General features: G+C 65.9%; 13 protein-coding genes, 2 tRNA genes and 1 pseudogene. 6 read left to right on the top strand and 10 right to left on the bottom strand.

All coding sequences use genetic code 11. The features are described from left to right. On the top strand, nt 1-264 hold a 264-nt coding region (locus tag ABD767_RS12815), incomplete at its 5' end, for a hypothetical protein (RefSeq protein WP_344869753.1). Next, nucleotides 230-1,186 (top strand): TIR domain-containing protein, encoded by a 957-nt coding sequence (locus ABD767_RS12820; RefSeq protein WP_344869754.1) that lies wholly within the window; start codon nt 230-232, stop codon nt 1,184-1,186. The genes ABD767_RS12815 and ABD767_RS12820, both read left to right, overlap by 35 nt. Nucleotides 1,187-1,556: 370 nt before the next feature. Here the strand turns inward: ABD767_RS12820 and ABD767_RS12825 are convergent. The 3 genes from ABD767_RS12825 to ABD767_RS12835 all read right to left on the bottom strand — a co-directional run bounded on the left by ABD767_RS12825 (nt 1,557) and on the right by ABD767_RS12835 (nt 2,241). Continuing rightward, nucleotides 1,557-1,632: transfer RNA gene (locus tag ABD767_RS12825), tRNA-Asn, on the bottom strand. A gap of 46 nt (nt 1,633-1,678) precedes the next feature. Beyond that, nucleotides 1,679-1,754: transfer RNA gene (locus ABD767_RS12830), tRNA-Asn, on the bottom strand. A gap of 58 nt (nt 1,755-1,812) precedes the next feature. Next, a complete protein-coding gene (locus tag ABD767_RS12835) occupies nt 1,813-2,241 on the bottom strand; it encodes a YbaN family protein (RefSeq protein WP_344869755.1) in 429 nt (142 codons plus the stop codon). A gap of 40 nt (nt 2,242-2,281) precedes the next feature. Between ABD767_RS12835 and def the strand changes: the two genes are divergently transcribed. After that, nucleotides 2,282-2,821: a peptide deformylase gene (def, locus tag ABD767_RS12840; RefSeq protein WP_344869756.1), complete on the top strand. Its 540-nt coding sequence runs from the start codon at nt 2,282-2,284 to the stop codon at nt 2,819-2,821. 273 nt (nt 2,822-3,094) lie between these two features. Here def and ABD767_RS12845 read toward each other — a convergent pair whose 3' ends face one another. After that, nucleotides 3,095-4,054 carry an aldo/keto reductase gene (locus ABD767_RS12845; RefSeq protein WP_344869757.1) on the bottom strand — a complete coding sequence of 320 codons (960 nt, stop codon included), beginning with the start codon at nt 4,052-4,054 and terminating at the stop codon, nt 3,095-3,097. A gap of 272 nt (nt 4,055-4,326) precedes the next feature. Here ABD767_RS12845 and ABD767_RS12850 point away from each other — a divergent pair, with 272 nt between their 5' ends. Next, nucleotides 4,327-4,923, top strand: coding sequence for a cytochrome b/b6 domain-containing protein (locus ABD767_RS12850; protein WP_103044103.1), 597 nt, complete (start codon nt 4,327-4,329; stop codon nt 4,921-4,923). Between the two features lie 95 nt (nt 4,924-5,018). Here the strand turns inward: ABD767_RS12850 and ABD767_RS12855 are convergent. From ABD767_RS12855 to map, 4 genes and pseudogenes are all read right to left on the bottom strand, one after another. After that, nucleotides 5,019-5,302: pseudogene (locus tag ABD767_RS12855) on the bottom strand (transposase); the annotation flags it as partial. A 23-nt stretch (nt 5,303-5,325) separates the two neighbouring features. Next, nucleotides 5,326-6,300, bottom strand: coding sequence for a ChaN family lipoprotein (locus tag ABD767_RS12860; protein WP_344869758.1), 975 nt, complete (start codon nt 6,298-6,300; stop codon nt 5,326-5,328). A 126-nt stretch (nt 6,301-6,426) separates the two neighbouring features. Next, nucleotides 6,427-9,030, bottom strand: coding sequence for a [protein-PII] uridylyltransferase (locus ABD767_RS12865; protein ID WP_103044104.1), 2,604 nt, complete (start codon nt 9,028-9,030; stop codon nt 6,427-6,429). 31 nt (nt 9,031-9,061) lie between these two features. Beyond that, nucleotides 9,062-9,877 (bottom strand): type I methionyl aminopeptidase, encoded by an 816-nt coding sequence (map, locus tag ABD767_RS12870; protein ID WP_103044105.1) that lies wholly within the window; start codon nt 9,875-9,877, stop codon nt 9,062-9,064. 166 nt (nt 9,878-10,043) lie between these two features. Here map and purL point away from each other — a divergent pair, with 166 nt between their 5' ends. After that, the gene (gene purL / locus ABD767_RS12875) at nt 10,044-14,051 is read left to right on the top strand and encodes a phosphoribosylformylglycinamidine synthase (RefSeq protein WP_103044106.1); all 4,008 of its coding nucleotides are present in this window, start codon (nt 10,044-10,046) and stop codon (nt 14,049-14,051) included. A gap of 95 nt (nt 14,052-14,146) precedes the next feature. Beyond that, on the top strand, nt 14,147-15,409 hold the full coding sequence (locus ABD767_RS12880) for a class I SAM-dependent methyltransferase (RefSeq protein WP_103044107.1): 1,263 nt from the start codon (nt 14,147-14,149) through the stop codon (nt 15,407-15,409). 74 nt (nt 15,410-15,483) lie between these two features. Here the strand turns inward: ABD767_RS12880 and ABD767_RS12885 are convergent, their stop codons facing one another. Both ABD767_RS12885 and ABD767_RS12890 read right to left on the bottom strand, forming a co-directional pair. Further along, nucleotides 15,484-16,881, bottom strand: a complete 1,398-nt coding sequence (locus ABD767_RS12885) for a sigma-54 interaction domain-containing protein (RefSeq protein ID WP_344869759.1) — start codon at nt 16,879-16,881, stop codon at nt 15,484-15,486. Between the two features lie 39 nt (nt 16,882-16,920). Continuing rightward, complete coding sequence (locus ABD767_RS12890; RefSeq protein WP_344869760.1) at nt 16,921-18,309, bottom strand: acetate kinase; 1,389 nt, start codon at nt 18,307-18,309, stop codon at nt 16,921-16,923. Nucleotides 18,310-18,738: the final 429 nt, after the last annotated feature.

Here is an 18,738-nt window from a genome sequence, read left to right on the forward strand (position 1 = left end):
GTTGGCCAGCAGGCCAGACAGCAGTTCTTCGGGTACGTCGTGTTTCTTGGTGTTCATTGCGCTTACGGACAGGCCGGCTTACGCCGGCGGTGGATTGTCCGTTTACACAAAATTCTGCACACCCTCCTGCCCAGCGCTTGGGGAGGCGCCGATGAAGAATTTTGTCGTTTTCTATTCTTGGCAATCAGATTTGCCGGTCACCAGGAACTTCATCCGGAAGGCCCTGACCTTGGCCGCCAACACCGTGATGGCGGAGCTGCCTGACGTTTCGATCGCGATTGACCAAGCGACAAGAGGCTTGACGGGTTCGCCCAATATCCCCCTTGCGATCATGAAGAAGATCAAGGAGGCTGACATGGTCGTCAGCGACGTGACGCCAATCAACGCCGATCTCCAGCAGAAGAAGACGCCCAATCCCAACGTCCTGTTCGAGCTCGGATTTGCGGTGGCTGCGTTGGGCTGGGATCGTGTCGCGCTGGTGTTCGACGCGGGAGTGGGAAAGTTCCCTGACGATGTGCCCTTCGACTTTGACAAACACCGGGCCATTCCGTTTGCCAACGGTGCCGATGATCAGGCCAACGACCTGAAGGCGTTCGCGGGCACACTGAAAAACGCGATCAAGTCCACGTTGGAAGCCAATCCCACCCGACCCACCGCCACGCTCTCGCCTGAAGAGGTCAAGCACGAGCGAGACGTGGAAACGCTCACAGAGATTTTCAAGACCATCGACATACAGGCGGTCGATGACCACATCGCGAGAATGCCGCATTGCATCACTGATGAGGCGCTGCACATGTGGGACATGTTCAACATCGCGGCGTCGGGCAGCGATGTCCATTTGAACGATGCGGAACTCTTCAACTTGATCAAGCAGTTTCGTGCGGCTTTCGGACAAACGATGGCTCACGAAGGCATGTATCACGAGGCCCCCAGCGGCCGGCAGCACATCTTCACAGACCACGACACGCTCTCGAGGGCCGCCAGCCAGAAGGCTTGGGCGCAGATCGACGAAGCGAGATTGAAGATGCACGAGGTCTTTCAAGAAGTGCTTCACCGCGTGAGAGTCCAATTTCTTGACGTCGATTTGAAGAAGACGAGCAGCCTGGCGCGGAAAGACTATTTGGAATATAGAAAGTCGCTCTTGAGTGAAGGCGAACTTGGCGCGAAGGTGCCCTTTGCGCGCTAAGATGTACCCTGATCGATGATCAGCCTGGAAGTGTCGACGCCCCGCAAATCGCTCCATCTCCCGCGCCAGCAAAAGATGTGCGCTTCTGACGGTAAAAGCGACGGTAAGGCTCCATGTCGATCTCTGCCAATCCCTTTAACCATGCCGGTTCTGGGGGCCTGTTGATGATGGAGTGGGAGTGATTTACCAGTACAAGCCGGGATCCACTTGCTTTCAGGCCCGCGCCATCGCGGGCTTTTTTGTCGCTGTGTCTTGCCCGTGTATGGCCCCGCGTGAGAGCCAGCGGCCGGGATAAACAAAAAGCCCCGGTCTGCAAAGAAACCGGGGCTTGGAGGATTTCGGGTGTATGGCTGCACGCCGAATCGCTGTCTGGCTCCTCAACCTGGGCTCGAACCAGGGACCTACGGATTAACAGTCCGGCGCTCTACCGACTGAGCTATTGAGGAATGTTGCGGTGAAAAAAGCCCTGTGCGATTGCAGGGCTTGAAAATTTGGCTCCCCGACCTGGGCTCGAACCAGGGACCTGCGGATTAACAGTCCGTCGCTCTACCGACTGAGCTATCGGGGATCAAGTCCGCGATTATATACAGAAAAAATGAGGTCTTCGGCGGTTTTGCCTGTAAATGTCAGCGCCTGGGCTCGGGGCGAAACCACAGCCAAGTGCCCACGCATGCCATGTTCGCCCAGGCGAAGATGCGCGCCCAGTTGGGTGCGTCGACCAGCATCAGGATGACGGAGCACAGCAGCATCACGGTGGTTGCGCTCCATTTGGCGCGCCGTGACACACGCCCGCCGTCGGCCCAGTTTTGCAGCATGGGCCCGAACAATCTGTGGTGCCACAGCCAGGCGTGCAGCCGCGGCGAGCTGCGTGCGGCGGCCCAGGCCGCGATCAGGATGAAGACCGTGGTGGGCAGGCCGGGCACGAAGATGCCGATGACGCCGGTGATCAGGTTCAAGACCGCGAAGACGAGCAGCAGCCAGCGCACCGGCGCCGGCAGGGGGTGGCGCACGGGAAGAGGGGGCAGGGTCTCGGGGGCGTTGGATGCGTCGGCCATGACTGCCATTGTGCCCAGCCGGGCGCTATGCTGCGCGGATATGACCGTACACAGCATCCTGAAAATGGGCGACGCCCGCCTGCTGCGCGTGGCGCGCCCGGTGACTTCTTTTGACACGCCGCAGCTGCACCAACTGGTGCAGGACATGCGCGAGACCATGCAGGCGGCCAATGGCGCCGGCCTCGCGGCGCCGCAGATCGGCGTTGACTTGCAACTGGTGATTTTTGGCAGCGATCAGCCCAACCCGCGCTACCCCGACCGCCCGCTGGTGCCGGACACGGTGTTGATCAACCCGGAGATCACCGTGCTCGACGACAGCCTGCTCGACGACTGGGAGGGTTGCCTGTCCGTACCTGGCTTGCGCGCCATCGTTCCGCGATTTGCGCGTATTCGCTACCGCGGCGTCGACCCCTGGGGCCGCCCGATCGAGCGCGAGGCTGAGGGCTTTCACGCACGTGTGGTGCAGCATGAGTGCGACCACCTGCAGGGCGTGCTGTACCCGATGCGGGTGCGCGACTTCACGCGCTTTGGCTTTACCGAGGTGCTGTTTCCCGAGCTGGCAGGCGTGGACGATGATTAGGGCCTGTTAACGTTATTTTTGGCGGTGCGAACATACTCAAAACGGCGTCAATCGAGACGTGCGACGCAGCCCAGACTGGGTGTCTGGGCAAGGAGCGCAACGGAGAGTGGCGCAGTTTTGAGTATGTTCCCTTCGGGTTGCGATCAAAAGGGCCATCGCCGGCGTTGCCAGCCTTGCCAAGGGTGGCACCTTGGCTGCGGCTGGCGCCTTGGCGAGTGGCCCTTTTGATCACAACGCATCCGTCAAAAATAACGTTAACAGGCCCTAGGGGAATCAGGGCGTTGCGCTGGCTGCGTCCAGCGCCTGCCAGTCCTGCGGCTGCAGCGCCAGCTTGGCGGCCTTTGCAAAGTTCTTCACCTGGGCCACGCTGGTCGCGCTGGCAATGGGCGCGGTCACGCCCTCGCGCCCGATCAGCCAGGCCAGAGCCACTTCGGCAGGCTGGGCCGAGTGGCGGGCCGACACGGCGTCAAGCGCTTCGAGAATGCGGTCGCCGCGTGCGGTCAGGTATTTGCCGACTCCCGTGCCGCGCCGGGACTGGCCCAGGTCTTCCTTGGAGCGGTATTTGCCGCTCAGAAAGCCTGATGCGAGGCTGTAGTAGGTGACGACGCCCAGCCCCTCGGCGACGGCGAGGTCGCGCAGCGCGCCGTCGTAGGACGCTCTGTCGTAGAGGTTGTATTCGGGCTGCAGCACCTGGTAGGGCGGCAGTCCCTTGTCACGAGCCACGGCCAGCGCCTGCGTCAGCTGCCTGGCGTCCAGGTTGGACGCGCCGATGGCCTTGATCTTGCCGGCCTTGAGCAGTTTGTCGTAGGCGCCGAGTGTTTCTTCGCACGGCGTTTCGGAGTCGGGCCAATGCGAGAAATACAGGTCGATGCTCTCGACGCCAAGCCGCGACAGCGAGCCTTCGATCGCTTGGGTGATCCACCGCTCGGACAGCCCTTTCTGGCCCGGCTTGCCCAGGTCGGAGCCCACCTTGGTGAAGAGCACGATCTTGTCGCGCGCTCCGGGCCGAGCCTTGAACCATTTGCCGATGATGGTCTCGGACTCGCCGCCATGGTTGCCCGGAACCCAGGATGAATAGATGTCTGCCGTGTCGATGGCGTTGAAGCCGTGGTCGAGGAAAGCGTCCAGGATCTCGAAGCTGGTTTTCTCGTCGACCGTCCAGCCAAAGACGTTGCCGCCGAAGACGATGGGTGCGATCCGCAGGCCGGTTTTGCCCAATGGTCGTGTGTTCATGACGAATCCTTCCGCAAGAGCGTTGACGAAGCGATGGCAATGAAGCTGAGTGCCTTCATGAAGCCCCGATCCTGGGAGGGCAAGTGCAAGACAGGGGAATGACGGGAACTACAGGTTATCGCCAAGTATCGTACGACCCCGCCAGACTTCGCCCGTTGAGGCGCTGCCGGTTGCAAGCCACTTTGGCGGCCCATGTTCCATGCCCTGTTTTTCGTTGCAAAGGCAACGCACACCAACGCACACCAACGCACATGTTCCCGAAAGGATGAACCATGCCATCTCACTATCCACGCCCCACCGTGCAAACCGCACCCGCCAGCGCGTGGCGCGACACGCCGCAGCGCTTTGGCCGCACCAGCCGCTGGCTGCACTGGGGCATGGCGCTGCTGTTTCTGTGGCAGTTCGCGGGTATGGCGGCCAAGGTCACGCTGGGGCGCGACGACGCGTTCGCCAAGTTCATGGTCGGCACGCATGCCCACCTGGGGCTGCTGCTTTTGCTGCTGGTGCTGGTGCGCGGTGCCTGGGGTTTGATGAACTGGCAAAGCCGCCCCGGACACGCCGGCGGCTGGCTGGGCATGGCAGCGCGCTGGGGCCACGGCAGCTTGTATGCGCTGATGGTGCTGGTGCCGTCGCTTGCGCTGCTGCGCATGCTGGGCAATGACCGGCCCTTTACCTGGCTGGGGCTGATTGAGCTCAATGACGGCAGCGGCCCCAAGGTGGACTGGATGATTGCCCCGGCCAAGGCGTTTCACGGCGTGCTGGGCTGGACGCTGCTGGCGCTGATCGTCGGGCACATCGTGATGGTGGTGGTTCATCGGCGAGTGTGGAACGACGGCGTGGCCGAGCGCATGATCGGCCGCGTCGCCTGACCTTACTGTGTCACGAGAGAAGCAGGGCAGTAAAGCGCACGCTCAGTGGCGCGTCGGTGTCATCGCGCCAGGTGATGACCTCAAATGCTTGCTGGGGCAGTGACAAGGCTACCTTCGCTATTTGCCAGCGAGGTGCTGACGGCCACCTGGCAGTTGTCTTGCCTGCCCAGCATTCCACAGTACTGGCGTGCCACATCCACCGGGTGGCGCCCTTTCTTCGGAAAGCCCGTGTCGTCGATGATCCACCGGCCGCCACTGGAGAAGTCCATCTTGTCTTGAGCACCGCCCACTGCGCTGCGCGGCGCAGCATCTCTGGCGAGGATCACTGGGCCTTGGCCACGAAGTGGTGCAGCGCCCGGTGGCGGGCGCTGGCGTGCATGGTTTACGTCCCGCGGGCTGGCTTCACCTGGCGCCACCGGACCTGCCGGGTGCGGCCTTCCATTGCTCGCGTAGCTGCCCGCAATGGTCCTTGGCGGCGTGCGCGGCCGTGACCTGCCACCAATCGCCCTGGGCCTGATCCACCGCAGGCCCTCTCGCAGTTGTTGCCAGGGCGACCTTGTAATCCAGCCCCACCGGCAGCCAGGTCGGTATGCCGAGATCGCGGCGCGCGTGGCCATTGCCCGAGACGATCAGCACCTGGAGCCTGGCGGCCCCGGCTGCTGGCGAGCGCGCATATTTGGTGCTGGCGGCTATGGCCACCCGGGCCAGGCTGCGGTCACGCGCCAATTGCACGCGAGCCATGGGAGCCCACTGAGATTCGGGCAGCAGGCCGCAATGCCCGCGATCGATGGCTTGCAGCTGCTGCTTCCAGGCTCCGGGTGACAGATGTCCATCGAGCTGCCACTCCTGCATGGCGGTCTTGATCTGGTCGCGCGGCAGGTTGCCGCCCAGCACGGGAACGCGCGCACGAACCGCGGCCATGACCACGGGCCCGTAAACCTCCCAGGGCCAGCCACCCTGGGCCGCACCCTGCTGCCAGTGCAGGGCGGCCCTTGCCTGCTCGTCACTCGCGTCGGCCGCGAGGCCCTCGGTGGAGCCGCCCGCGGGCGCCATCTCCAGCACCAGGGCGGCAAGCCGGCCCTCGCGGGCGAGCTGCGCCACGGTCGCGGCCTCCCATGCCTGGTGGCCGGGCTGGTCGTGCTGTTCGCCGAGCAGCAGCAGGTCGACGCCAGCCCAGTCCTGCAGGCGGCGCTGCCAGTCGCCTGGCGCAGTCGGCGCCACGCCGGTTCGCTGCGGCGCCGGCTCGACGGCATTGCCCGGCACGGCGGCGCAGCCGGCAAGCAGGGCGGCCAGCGCCAGGGACACGGGAGCCAGGACGGCGGAAGTATGGGAAAAGCGGAAAAAACCAGACATGAAGTGAACCTCTTGAATGGGCATGGCTTGGCACTTCAAGTGTTCGCGATGGCTTTGCCCTTGTGACGGGCCATATTGTCGCCTCGATTGAGCGGCCCAGAACTCGCGCCGGCATGCATCGCCGCCCTGCCGCTGGCTCGGCGCGGGGCGCTACGCCAGCGCCTGCAGCAGCTCGGTTTCGATCAGGATTTGCTGCGCGTTGCTGGCCAGTTCCTCGCCCTGCACGACGAACACGTCCTCGACGCGCTCGCCCAGTGTGCTGACCTTGGCCAGTTGCACGTTCAGGTCGTGGCGGGCCAGCACGCGTGCTACCAGGCGCAGCAGGCCGGGGCGGTCGGCGGCGGTGATGGTGATGACCCAGCGCCGGGCCTGCGCGTCGGGGCGCAGCGTGACGCGGGGCGCAATCGGAAAGCTGCGCGCGCGCCGCGATGCCTGGCGCCGGCGCAGCGGCGGCAGGCCCAGCGCCGAGCCCAGCGCCAGCGTCAGGTCGTTCTCGACCAGTGCGGCCAGCTCGCGCCAGTGGCCCAGTGGGTGGATGCTGATGATCTGGAAAGTGTCGATTGCGTGGCCGTCGCGCGTGGTGTGTACGCGTGCGTCCAGGATGGAAAAGCCCGCGCGCTCGAAGTAGGCGCAGATGCGCAGGAATAGCTCGCTCTGGTCGGGCGCGTAGGCCAGCACCTGCAGGCCTTCGCCGGCCAGCGATTTGCGTGCGCGCACCACCGGGGTACGCGAGCCCACCAGATCCCACAGCTGACGCGTGTGCCAGGCGATGTCGGCTGCGTCGTGGCGCATGAAATAGCTCACGTCCAGTTGCTGCCACAACCGCTCGTGCGCGCCCTGGGGCAGGGCGTGCAGCGCCAGCACGATGAGCGCGTCGCGCTTGCGTGATTCGATCACGGCGCTTGCATCGGGCGTGCGCCCGCCCTGCGTGGCCAGTGTGGCGTGGTACAGGTCTTCCAGCAGCTTGCCCTTCCAGGCGCTCCAGACGTTGGGGCCGGTGCCGCGGATGTCGGCCACCGTCAGCAGGTACAGCGCCGTCAGGCGCCGCTCGCTGCCCACGCGGGCGGCAAAGGCGGCGATGACGGCGGGGTCGGTCAGATCCTGCTTTTGCGCGACCTGGCTCATCAGGAGGTGCTCGCGCACCAGGAATTCGATCAGCTCGGCGTCGGCACGCTCCAGGCCATAGGGCGCGTGCTGGCGGCAAAAGCGCCGCACCTCCTGCGCGCCCAGCCGCGAGTGATCGCCGCCGCGGCCCTTGGCGATGTCGTGGAACAGCGCGGCGATGTACAGCACCCAGGGCTTGTCCCAGCCGGCGGCCAGCTGCGAGCAGAAGGGGAACTCGTGCGCGTGCTCGGCCAGGAAGAAGCGGCGCGCGTTGCGCAGCACCATCAGGATGTGCTGATCCACGGTGTAGGCGTGGAACAGGTCGTGCTGCATCTGCCCGACGATGCGCCGAAACGGCCACAGCGTGCGCCCCAGCACCGAGGTCTGGTCCATCAGCCGCATCACGTGCGTGACGCGCATGTCGTGCTGCAGGATGTGCAGAAACTGCGCGCGCGTGGTGGGGCTGGCGCGGTAGCGCGCATCCATCACCGCGCGCGTGTTGTAGAGCGCACGCAGAGTGCGCACCGACAGGCCTTGCAGGCCGGGCGTGGTCTGGAACAGCGCAAAGGTCTCCAGAATGGCCTCGGGCTCGCGCTGGTAGAGGTCGTCGCTGGCCACTTCGATCAGGCCGTCGATCTGGGAGAAGCGCGCGTTGATCGGCTGCGCGCGGGCGTTGCCGGGAGCCAGGCGCTGCTCAAGCCCCAGCAGCAGGATTTCGGTCAGTTGCACGACGGCCTTGGCAGCCCAGTAGTAGTGGCGCATCAGCGCCTCGCTGGCGCGCTGGGGACGTCCGTCGATCTGTGCGAAGCGCGCTCCAAAGCCCTGCGCCACGGCGCCTTGCAGGTCGAACAGCAACCGGTCTTCGCGCCGCCCCGCCGCCAGGTGCAGCCGCGCGCGGATCAGGAACAACAGCGCCTCGTTGCGTTCGATCTGGCGCACTTCGAAGGCCGTGGCCAGGCCCTGCGCGGCCAGCGTGCGCCAACTGCCATCCAGGCCGGCGGCGCGGGCAATCCAGCGCACCAGCTGCAGGTCGCGCAGCCCGCCGGGCGACTCCTTGCAGTGCGGCTCCAGCGCGTAGGGCGTGTTGTCGTATTTGGTGTGGCGCTGGCGCATCTCCAGCGTCTTGGCCGTCAGAAAGGCGCGCGGGTTCATCTGCGCGGCGCAGCGCTGGCGCAGCGTGTCGAACAGTGCTGCATCGCCGCACAGCAGCCGCGCCTCCAGCAGCGCGGTCTGCACGGTGACGTCCTGGCTGGCCGTCTGCAGTGACTCGGCCACGCTGCGCACGCTGGAGCCGATCTCCAGTCCCGCGTCCCAGCACAGGCGGATGAAGCGCTCGATGGCGGCCTGTGCCTGCGTGCGCGCATCGGTGCCTTCCGGCAGCAGCACCAGAACGTCAACGTCCGACTGCGGAAACAGCATGCCGTGGCCGTAGCCGCCCACGGCCACCAGCGCCAGGCCGGCGGGCGGGTCGGCCAGCTGCCACAGCTGGCGCAGGCAGGTGTCGGTCAGCGCCGCCAGGCGACGCAGCAGCGGGCGGATGCTGCGCGTGGAAAACGCCGGGCTCGACAGCGGCGCCAGCAGCTCGCGTTTGCGCTCCTGGTAGTCCTGGCGCAATGCCGCAGGAGTGAGCGAGGTGGGCATGGCTGGCATGGGGTGGATGCGCCGAAGCGGGCGCAACCTCTCAGGTACTGGTGGTCGTCACGAACGACGGCAGCGGCGGATAGCCGTCCGACAGCGTCAGCACGTCAAAACCGGTCTCGGTCACCAAAATGGTGTGCTCCCACTGCGCCGACAGGCTGCGATCCTTGGTGACGATGGTCCAGCCGTCCTTGCCCAGCTCCTTGATTTCGCGCCGGCCCAGGTTGAGCATGGGCTCGATCGTGAAGGTCATGCCCGGCACCAGCTCCACGCCCGTGCCCGGGCGGCCGTAGTGCAGCACCTGCGGGTCTTCGTGGAATTTCTGGCCGATGCCGTGGCCGCAGAATTCGCGCACCACCGACAGGTTGTGCCCTTCGGCAAACTGCTGGATGACGTGGCCGATGTCGCCCAGGCGCGCGCCCGGCTTGACCTGCTGGATGCCCAGCCACATCGACTCATAGGTCAGCTGTGCCAGGCGCTTGGCCGCCACCGAGCATTCGCCGACGAGGAACATGCGGCTGGTGTCGCCAAACCAGCCGTCCTTGGTGATGACGGTGACGTCGACGTTGACGATGTCGCCCTTCTTGAGCGGCTTGTCGTTGGGAATGCCGTGGCAGACGACGTGGTTGACCGAGGTGCACAGATGGCCGGGGTAGGGCGGGTAGCCGGGCGGCTGGTAGCCGATGGTGGCCGAGCGCGTGCCCTGCGCGGCCATGGCGGCGGCGCCGATCTGGTCGATCTCCAGCGTGGTCAGGCCGGGACGGATGTGCGGGGTGATCTGGTCGAGGACTTCGGACGCCAGGCGGCAGGCCTCGCGCATGCCGGCTATGCCGGCAGCGTCTTTGATGGTGATGCTCATGGCGGCAAATTATCCCATCGGGCTTCGCGTTGCGCTGGCCGCTTAAAATACCGGGTTCATTGCCAATCCTTTTGCCTGTCGCCACCTGCCGGTCCCATTCAGCGGCCGCGCCCGGGCGGCAAGCCGGCGTTTCCCATTCCCGCTTCTTCCCTTACAGGTCGCCACCGTGTCCCTGCATCTCACCACCATTGAAGGCGGCAACGCCTTGAGTTCGTTTCGCGCCGAGCAGCTGCTGCCCCAGCTGCAGGCCATCGCTCCCAAGGTGGCCGCGGTGGCGGCGCGCCATCTGCACCTGGTGGCCTGCGACGCCGAGCCTGGCGCGGCCGAGTGCGACAGGCTGCAGGCCCTGCTGACCTATGGCGACCCGTATGAGGGCGCGCTGGACGGCGAGGTGCTGCTGGTCACGCCGCGCCTGGGCACGGTTTCGCCCTGGGCGTCCAAGGCCACCGACATCGCGCGCAACTGCGGCTTGGCGGTGCGCCGCGTCGAGCGTGTGACCGAATACCGCATCCGGCTCAAGGGCGGGCTGCTGGGCAGCCAGGCGCAGCTCACGCCCGCGCAGCGCACGCAGATTGCCGCACTGCTGCACGACCGCATGACCGAGTCCGTCGTCGCCACGCGCGAGGCGGCGCAGCAGCTGTTTACCGCGCTGGATGCCGAGCCCATGGCCTTCGTCGACGTGCAAGGCGGCGGCCGCGCGGCGCTGGAGTCGGCCAACACCGCCTGGGGCCTGGCGCTGGCCGACGACGAGATCGACTACCTGGTGGCGGCCTTCCAGCAGCTGGGGCGCAACCCGACCGACGTCGAGCTGATGATGTTTGCCCAGGCCAACAGCGAGCATTGCCGGCACAAGATCTTCAACGCCCAGTTCACCATCGACGGTGTGGCGCAGGAGAAATCGCTGTTCGGCATGATCCGCCACACCGAGGCTACCGCGCCGCAGCACACCATCGTCGCCTACGCCGACAACGCCTCCATCATGGAAGGCAGCGAGGTCGAGCAATTCATCGCCAGATTCGAGTCTTTCGCAGGCGCAGCAAGCGCTCCCAGCTATCAAAAGCAAAGCGCTACCCACCATGTGCTGATGAAGGTGGAGACGCACAACCACCCGACGGCGATCTCCCCCTTTCCCGGCGCCTCGACCGGCGCGGGCGGCGAGATCCGCGACGAGGGCGCGACCGGCCGCGGCTCCGAGCCCAAGGCCGGGCTGACGGGCTTCACGGTTTCCAAACTGTGGGGCAGCGACGTGGGCCGGCCCGAGCACATCGCCAGCCCCTTGCAGATCATGACCGAGGGGCCGCTGGGCGGCGCGGCGTTCAACAACGAGTTCGGCCGGCCCAACCTCACCGGCTACTTCCGCGAGTATGAGCAGGCAGTGGACGGCGTGCTGCGTGGATACCACAAGCCCATCATGATTGCCGGCGGCCTGGGCAGCATCGACGCGCGCCAGACCAAGAAGGTGCTGTTCCCTGCCGGCACGCTGTTGATTCAGCTGGGCGGGCCGGGCATGCGCATCGGCATGGGTGGCGGCGCGGCCAGCTCGATGGCCACCGGCACGAACGCGGCCGAGCTGGACTTCGACTCAGTGCAGCGAGGCAACCCCGAGATCGAGCGCCGCGCGCAGGAGGTCATCAACCACTGCTGGGCGCAGGGCGAGAACAACCCGGTTCTCGCCATTCACGACGTGGGCGCGGGCGGGCTGTCCAACGCCTTTCCCGAGCTGACGAACGACGCCGGCCGCGGCGCGCGTTTCGACCTGCGCGCGGTGCAGCTCGAGGAATCGGGCCTGGCGCCCAAGGAGATCTGGAGCAACGAGAGCCAGGAGCGCTACGTGCTGGCCATCGCCCCGCAATCGCTGGACCAGTTCACTGCCTTCTGCGAGCGTGAGCGCTGCCCATTTGCGGTGATTGGCGTGGCGACCGAGGAGCGCCAACTGGTGCTGGAAGACACCGCCGTGGCCGACGGCCCGCAGAAACTGCCGGTGGACATGCCGATGGACGTACTGCTGGGCAAACCGCCCAAGATGCATCGCGACGTGACCCGCGTGGCGCGCCGCGGCGAGCCGCTGCAGCTCGACGGTCTGGCGCTGGAAAAAGCCGTGATCGAGGTGCTGGCGCACCCGACGGTGGCCAGCAAGCGTTTCCTGGTGACGATTGGCGACCGCGCCGTCGGCGGCCTGACGCACCGCGACCAGATGGTCGGCCCCTGGCAGGTGCCGGTGGCCGACGTGGCCGTGACGCTGGCCGACTATGCCGGCTTTGCCGGCGAGGCCATGGCCATGGGCGAGCGCACGCCGCTGGCAAGCATCAACGCGCCGGCTTCGGGCCGCATGGCGGTGGCCGAAGCCATCACCAACCTGCTGGCCGCGCCGATCGAGCTGCCTCGCGTCAAGCTCAGCGCCAACTGGATGGCCGCCTGCGGCGAGCCGGGCGAGGACGCCGCGCTGTACGACACGGTGCACGCCGTGGGCATGCAGCTGTGCCCACAGCTGGGCATCGGCATTCCGGTAGGCAAGGACAGCCTGTCGATGCGCACGCAGTGGAGCGAGGCCGGCGCGCAGAAGAAGGTCACCTCGCCGGTCAGCCTGATCGTCACCGCCTTTGCCACGCTCTCCGACGTGCGCGGCACGCTGACGCCGCAGCTCGACGCCGGCGTGGATGACAGCTCGCTGGTGCTCATCGACCTGGGCCGCGGCAAGAACCGCATGGGCGGCTCCATCCTGGGCCAGGTGCTGGGCCAGTTCGGCGAGCAGGTGCCCGACCTGGACGACGCCGAGGATCTGAAACGCCTGGTGGCCGCCATCAACACGCTGCGCGCGCAGGGCCTGATCCTGGCCTATCACGACCGCAGCGACGGCGGCCTGCTGGCGGCGGTGGCCGAGATGGCCTTTGCCGGCCAGCTGGGCGTGGCGCTGAACGTGGACATGCTGGTCACCGAGGGCGACGGCATCCAGGACGGCCGCATGGACAGCGGCGAGGGCAAGGACTGGGCCAAGCAGGTCAGCGGCCGGCGCGAGGTGCAGACGCTCGCCGCGCTGTTCAGCGAGGAGCTGGGCGTGGTGCTGCAGATCCGCACCGCCGACCGTGCGCAGGTCATGCAGGTGCTGCGCGAGAACGGCCTGATCCAGTGCAGCCACATCATCGGCAAGACGCGCCCGCTCTCGTCGCCGGTCGACGCCGGCAAAGGTGAGCTGCAGGTCTGGCGCGACGCGAAGAAGGTGTTTGGTGCGACGCTCTCCAACCTGCATCAGGTGTGGGACGCGGTGAGCTGGAAGATCGCCCAGGGCCGCGACAATCCGGCCTGCGCCGACGCCGAGCACGCCGCTGCTGGCGACCCGGCCAACCCCGGCCTGCACCAGCGCCTGACGTTCGATGCGGGCGAGGACATTGCCGCGCCGTTCGTGAACCTGGCGCGCCCCAGGGTGGCCGTGCTGCGCGAGCAGGGCGTGAACTCGCACGTCGAGATGGCCTACGCTTTCGACGCCGCGGGCTTCGAGGCGTTTGACGTGCACATGACCGACCTGCAGGCCGGGCGCGCGCAGCTCAAGGACTTTGCCGGCGTCGTCGCCTGTGGCGGCTTCAGCTACGGCGACACGCTGGGCGCTGGCGTTGGCTGGGCGCGCTCGATTATGTTCAACCCGGTGCTGGCGGAGCAGTTCCAGGCGTTTTTTGCGCGCCAGGACACGTTTGCGCTCGGCGTGTGCAACGGCTGCCAGATGTTTGCCGAACTGGCCGACATCATCCCGGGCGCCGCCGCCTGGCCACGCTTCACGACCAACCAGAGCCACCGCTTCGAGGCGCGCTTTGCGATGGTCGAGGTGCTTGATTCGCCCAGCATCTTTCTGCAGGGCATGGCCGGCAGCCGCCTGCCCATCGTCGTCTCGCACGGCGAGGGTTATGCCAACTTTGCCCGTCGCGGCGACGCGGCGGCGGTGGTGCGCGCGATGCGCTTCGTCGACAACCATGGCGCCGCGACCGAGGCCTACCCGTTCAACCCCAACGGCAGCCCGGGCGGCCTGACCGCGGTGACCACCGCAGACGGGCGCTTCACGGCCATGATGCCGCACCCCGAACGGGTGTTTCGCAACATCCAGATGAGCTGGACCGACGGGGATGCCAGCGCCCTCAGCCCCTGGATGCGCCTGTGGCGCAACGCGCGCAAGTGGGTGGGCTGAACTTTGGGGCGGCGCATCAGGATTTCCCTTGAATGAGGTACGGCTCTGGCCGAGGCGGTTGACGAACCGAGTATGGGTTCCAAGAATCAGGAGCCATGACTGCCATCACCGACCAGATCCAGGCCCAGCTGCGGGCCTTGCCCGTCCCCCTTGCGTTGCAACTGCCTTCCGGGGAGCAACTGGGGGCCGAACAGCCTGAAGTGACGCTGCGGCTGCGTCAGGCCAGTCAGCTGGCCACGCTGGCGCAGGGGCGGCTGGGTGATCTGGGCGCGGCTATCGTCGAGGGCGAGGTGGACTTCATAGGCCCGGTGCGCGCGCTGATGGCTGCCGCCGCCGCCATGCTGCCTGCCAGCCCGGTAGCCCAGCGCGTAGGGCGCTGGGCGCAGGTGATGGCACACCTGCACTCGGTCGCCCACCACACGCTGGCGCGCGACGCGCAGCAGATCGAGTTCCACTACGACCTGTCCGACGCCTTCTACGCGCTGTGGCTCGACCCGCGCCGGGTGTATTCATGCGCATACTTCAACGACACCGGGCTGACGCTTGCGCAGGCGCAGGAGGCCAAGCTCGACCACATCTGCCGCAAGCTCCAGCTGCGCCCCGGCGAGCGTTTCCTGGACGTTGGCGCCGGCTGGGGCGGCTTGCTGCTGTTTGCCGCCGAGCACTACGGAGTGCAGGCACAGGGCATCACGCTGTCGCACCACCAACTGGCGTATGTGCAGCAACTGATCGAGGACAAGGGCCTGGGCGGGCGCGTGACCATGTCGCTGTGCGACTACCGCGAGCTGCAGGTCGATCAGCCGTTCGACAAGATCGCCTCGGTGGGCATGGTCGAACATGTGGGCCGTGCACAGCTGGGCGCATATTTCGCCACCATCGCCCGCCTGCTGCGCCCGGGCGGCATGCTGCTCAACCACGGTATCACCGCGGCCAGCGCGGACAACATGCAACTCGATGCCGGTTTTGGCGACTTCATCGAGAAATACATCTTCCCCGGCGGCGAACTGCTGCACATCAGCACGCAGCTGCACGAGCTCTCGCGCAGCGGCCTGGAGATGGTGGATACGGAAAACCTGCGCCCGCATTACGCGCGCACGCTGTGGGCCTGGTCGGATGCGCTGGAGGCGCAATTGGACGCCGCGCTGCGCGTGCTGCAGCAACAGAGCGACGCCGAGCGTGCCGCCAAGTCGCTGCGCGCCTACCGGCTGTACCTGGCCGGCAGCGCCATGGGGTTTGAACGTGGCTGGATGGCGTTGCACCAGATCCTGGCCATCCGGCCCGACGGCGCGCTCGACAGCGGCACCATGCGGGGCGCGCAATCGGGTTATCCGTTCAACCGCAGCTATATGTACCGTTGACGTTGTGCAGTTGATATTGCACCGCTGATGCACCACGGACTGCGGCTGCGCCTTTCCGCGCGGGGCCGGCGCCTTCACTCTTGCAGAATCAGCCCGTGCTTGTCGATCAGGCGGTACAGCGTCATGCGTGAGACACCCAGGTCGCGCGCCGCGCGCGTGACGTTGCGCTCGGCCATGTTCAAGGTGTGTTCGAGCAGTTCGCGCTCGGCCTTGGCGCGGGCCTGCTCGAGCGCGCGCACCTGGGTGCGCTCGGGCATGGACAGACCCAGGTCGCTTGCCGAGATCCAGCTGCTTTCGCCCATGACGACGGCGCGCTGCACCCGGTTGGACAACTCGCGCACATTGCCCGGCCATTCGTAGTTCTTCATGGCCATCAGCGCGTTGTGCGAAAACCCCTGCAGGCGGCCGGTGCGGTGCCCGCGGCCGGCCTGCAGGAAATGCTCGGCCAACAGCAGCACGTCGTCGCCGCGTTCGCGCAGCGCCGGAACCGTGAGCGGCAGAACGTTCAAGCGGTAGAACAGGTCTTCGCGAAAACGCCCCTCGTGCACCGCGCGCTCGAGCTGCGTGTGGGAGGCCGAGATGACGCGCACATCCACACTCAGACTCTCCAGCCCGCCCAGGCGGTTGATGGTTTTTTCTTGCAGAAAGCGCAGCAAATTGCCCTGCAGGTCGAGCGGCAGGTCGGCAATTTCGTCGAGAAACAGCGTGCCGCCGTCAGCCGCCTCGATCAAGCCTTGCTTGCGCGCATTGGCGCCGGTGAAAGCGCCTTTCTCGTAGCCAAACAGCTCGGACTGGATGAGCGAAGGCGCAATGGCCGCGCAGTTGAGCGCGACAAATAGCTCGTTCTTGCGGCTGGACTGGCGGTGGATGGCCCGCGCGGCCAGCTCTTTGCCGCTGCCGCTCTCGCCAAAGAGAAGCACCGGCGCGTCGGTTTGCGCCACCTTGCGCAGCTGCTTGTGCAACTGCTTGATGGGCGGGCTTTGGCCGACGATGCCCACGTGGGGCGTCTGGGCGGCCTGCAGGTCGCGCCTGAGACTTTGGCGCAGCGCGCACCGCTTGCCGATGTGGCGCAGCACCTGGGCGACTTCGGGCCAGTCGGGCGGGTAGGCAAAGAAGTCGAAAAAGCATTCCATCAGCAGCGCGCGCAGCTGCAGGGATTGCAACGCATCGGGTGCGCAGCAGGCCACCCACTCCAGCGCGCTGTGCTGGCGGATTTCACTCAAGGTGTCTTCCAGGCGGGCCCAGTGCACGGCGTGCGGTGTCTCGCCCGCTTCGTTGGCGCTGCAGGACGCGCTGGCGCCGGGGAGGGGCTGGTCGGGGCCCAGCACCATGCCGCAGGCAATGGCGTGCTCGCGCAGCGCCTGCTGCGCCTCGCCCACGGTGTTGACGACAATGGGCTGCAGGCCGCAGTCGCGCATGGCTTGCAGCAGGGGCTGCGCATCACCGACGCCCCAGGCCAGGGTCAAAACCATGGGATTGGTCACGCCGCGGCCCGCCTTTCCCCGTCCAGCTCAGAACGAAAATGGAACGCGCACGCTCAGTGTCAGGTCGGGCGTGTCGCGTGTCAGGCCTGCGGCCACCGAGATGTTGACCGTGCGGTCGGGGCGGTAGCGATGGGAATAGCCCAGCAGCAGCGAGGACGTGACGATGCGCACCGAGCCCGGCAGCGTCACGCCCTGCTGTTTGGTCGGCCCCATGGTGTTCAGGTCCATGCCGATGCTGAACGACGAGCGCTCGTTGAGCGCCAGCCCCATGCCAAAGTTCATGCCCCAGACGTTGCCGGGTTTGATCGAGCCCATCGCCTCGCTCACGCCGCCAAAAGCCTTGCGGTATACGTCGTGGCGGCCAACGTTGTAGGTGTAGCTCAGGCCGCCAAAGAACACCGCCGGGTCGGTCGGCAGCAGCCAGGTGACGTTGGCCTGCAACGACTGAAAGCCCGACCCGGTGGGAAGCTCCAACGGATCGCCCGAACCCGTCACCCCATCGATGCACTTGGTCACGCAGTCGTAGATCACATCGAACGGGCTTTTGCCCGTCGTTGACTTGTAGCGCAAACCGGCAATGTAGTAGGGCTTGCCGTATTCGGGTTCGTTGAGCTGGTAGCGCAGTCCCAGTTCGATGTCGCCAATGGCATGGCCGTTGGCGCTGAACGATTCGTCACGTGCGGAGGGTTCATTGAACGGACGGCGTACGGACGTGTCGCGTCGCGACACGTAGGGGATGCGAATCTCACCCTCCAGGCGGTTGGTCAGGCCCATGCGCCCGGTCAGCGCAGCGGTCAGCGTATGGCGCTTGACCTCGCGCACGTCCATCAGGCCGATGACGAGCGATGGAATGATGGTGTAGCCGACGATGGCCACCCGGTTGTTCGATGAGTAGCCGTATTGCAGCGAAGGTTCGAGCACGAAGTGGCCTGGCTGCGTGAGGATGCCCGGCTGCTCGAAAATCTGCGCGACCTGCGCCAGTTGGGGCGGCTGCTCGTCGCTGGGCGCCACACCCACGCGCACGACGCGCCCGCCCGGCTCGCCCGTCTGCTGTGAGGCTGCCGCACCCGCTGCACCTGCCGCGACCGCTGGCGCGGCGCGCTGGCCTGCACCGTCTGCGACGGCCGTGCCTGCACCTGCCCCACCGCCTTGCTGCTGGACAACACGCTCGAGCTCTTGCTGGCGGGCGTTTTGCCCATCGAGGCGCTGGCGCAACAGCTGAATTTGCTGCGTCTGGGCTTCGACCTGGCTGCGCAGTTGCTGCACCTGCTGGCTCAGGCTGGGCGTGGCGGCAGCTGGCGCGGCCTGGGCCAGCTCAAAAGTTTGGCTGGCTGCACACAGGGGCAGCATTGCTGCCGCAGGAATCAACCAGATGGCGCTGGGGCTTGGCAGGCTGGGGGCTGGGGGGCGTCGCATGGAAAGTCTCCTTGGTGTTTGGGGTGCTGTCACATGTCGATATCTGTCGTCGATATTCGCCGCCACAACCTGTGTCGACGCTGGTGATTGGCGTGCAAAGCCAGGGTTGGCTGGGAAGATCGGATTCAACGCGAAAGTGTGGTGGTCAATAGCTTTCAAATGGCCGAATCAAATAGCGTATCGCTCATGCAGTGCATGGTTTCAATACGAATGGATATGAATTTTTGATTTGATAAAAATCAATATATATATAAAACCATCAAGCGGTACTTGCCCTATGTCTCTCGGTATAGGTCTAATATTTTTCGTGAATCTTGATCGATACGATAGTCGATCTTGCACACAAGTTAACCGTTTTGTCACGCTTTCATATGGGTCCATTTGCACTAACGCAAGCCCTCTGCAAGCTGGCAAGCAGACGGCAGAGGA

This window comes from Comamonas faecalis (assembly GCF_039538025.1).
GTDB classification, from domain to species: Bacteria; Pseudomonadota; Gammaproteobacteria; order Burkholderiales; family Burkholderiaceae_C; genus Comamonas_C; species Comamonas_C faecalis.

Coding starts and splice junctions, on each gene's coding strand:
- ABD767_RS12835 (WP_344869755.1), bottom strand. CDS start 2,241: ATGGCCGACGCATCCAACGCCCCCGAGACCCTGCCCCCTCTTCCCGTG.
- def (WP_344869756.1), top strand. CDS start 2,282: ATGACCGTACACAGCATCCTGAAAATGGGCGACGCCCGCCTGCTGCGC.
- ABD767_RS12845 (WP_344869757.1), bottom strand. CDS start 4,054: ATGAACACACGACCATTGGGCAAAACCGGCCTGCGGATCGCACCCATC.
- ABD767_RS12850 (WP_103044103.1), top strand. CDS start 4,327: ATGCCATCTCACTATCCACGCCCCACCGTGCAAACCGCACCCGCCAGC.
- ABD767_RS12860 (WP_344869758.1), bottom strand. CDS start 6,300: ATGCCCATTCAAGAGGTTCACTTCATGTCTGGTTTTTTCCGCTTTTCC.
- ABD767_RS12865 (WP_103044104.1), bottom strand. CDS start 9,030: ATGCCAGCCATGCCCACCTCGCTCACTCCTGCGGCATTGCGCCAGGAC.
- map (WP_103044105.1), bottom strand. CDS start 9,877: ATGAGCATCACCATCAAAGACGCTGCCGGCATAGCCGGCATGCGCGAG.
- ABD767_RS12880 (WP_103044107.1), top strand. CDS start 14,147: ATGACTGCCATCACCGACCAGATCCAGGCCCAGCTGCGGGCCTTGCCC.
- ABD767_RS12885 (WP_344869759.1), bottom strand. CDS start 16,881: ATGGTTTTGACCCTGGCCTGGGGCGTCGGTGATGCGCAGCCCCTGCTG.
- ABD767_RS12890 (WP_344869760.1), bottom strand. CDS start 18,309: ATGCGACGCCCCCCAGCCCCCAGCCTGCCAAGCCCCAGCGCCATCTGG.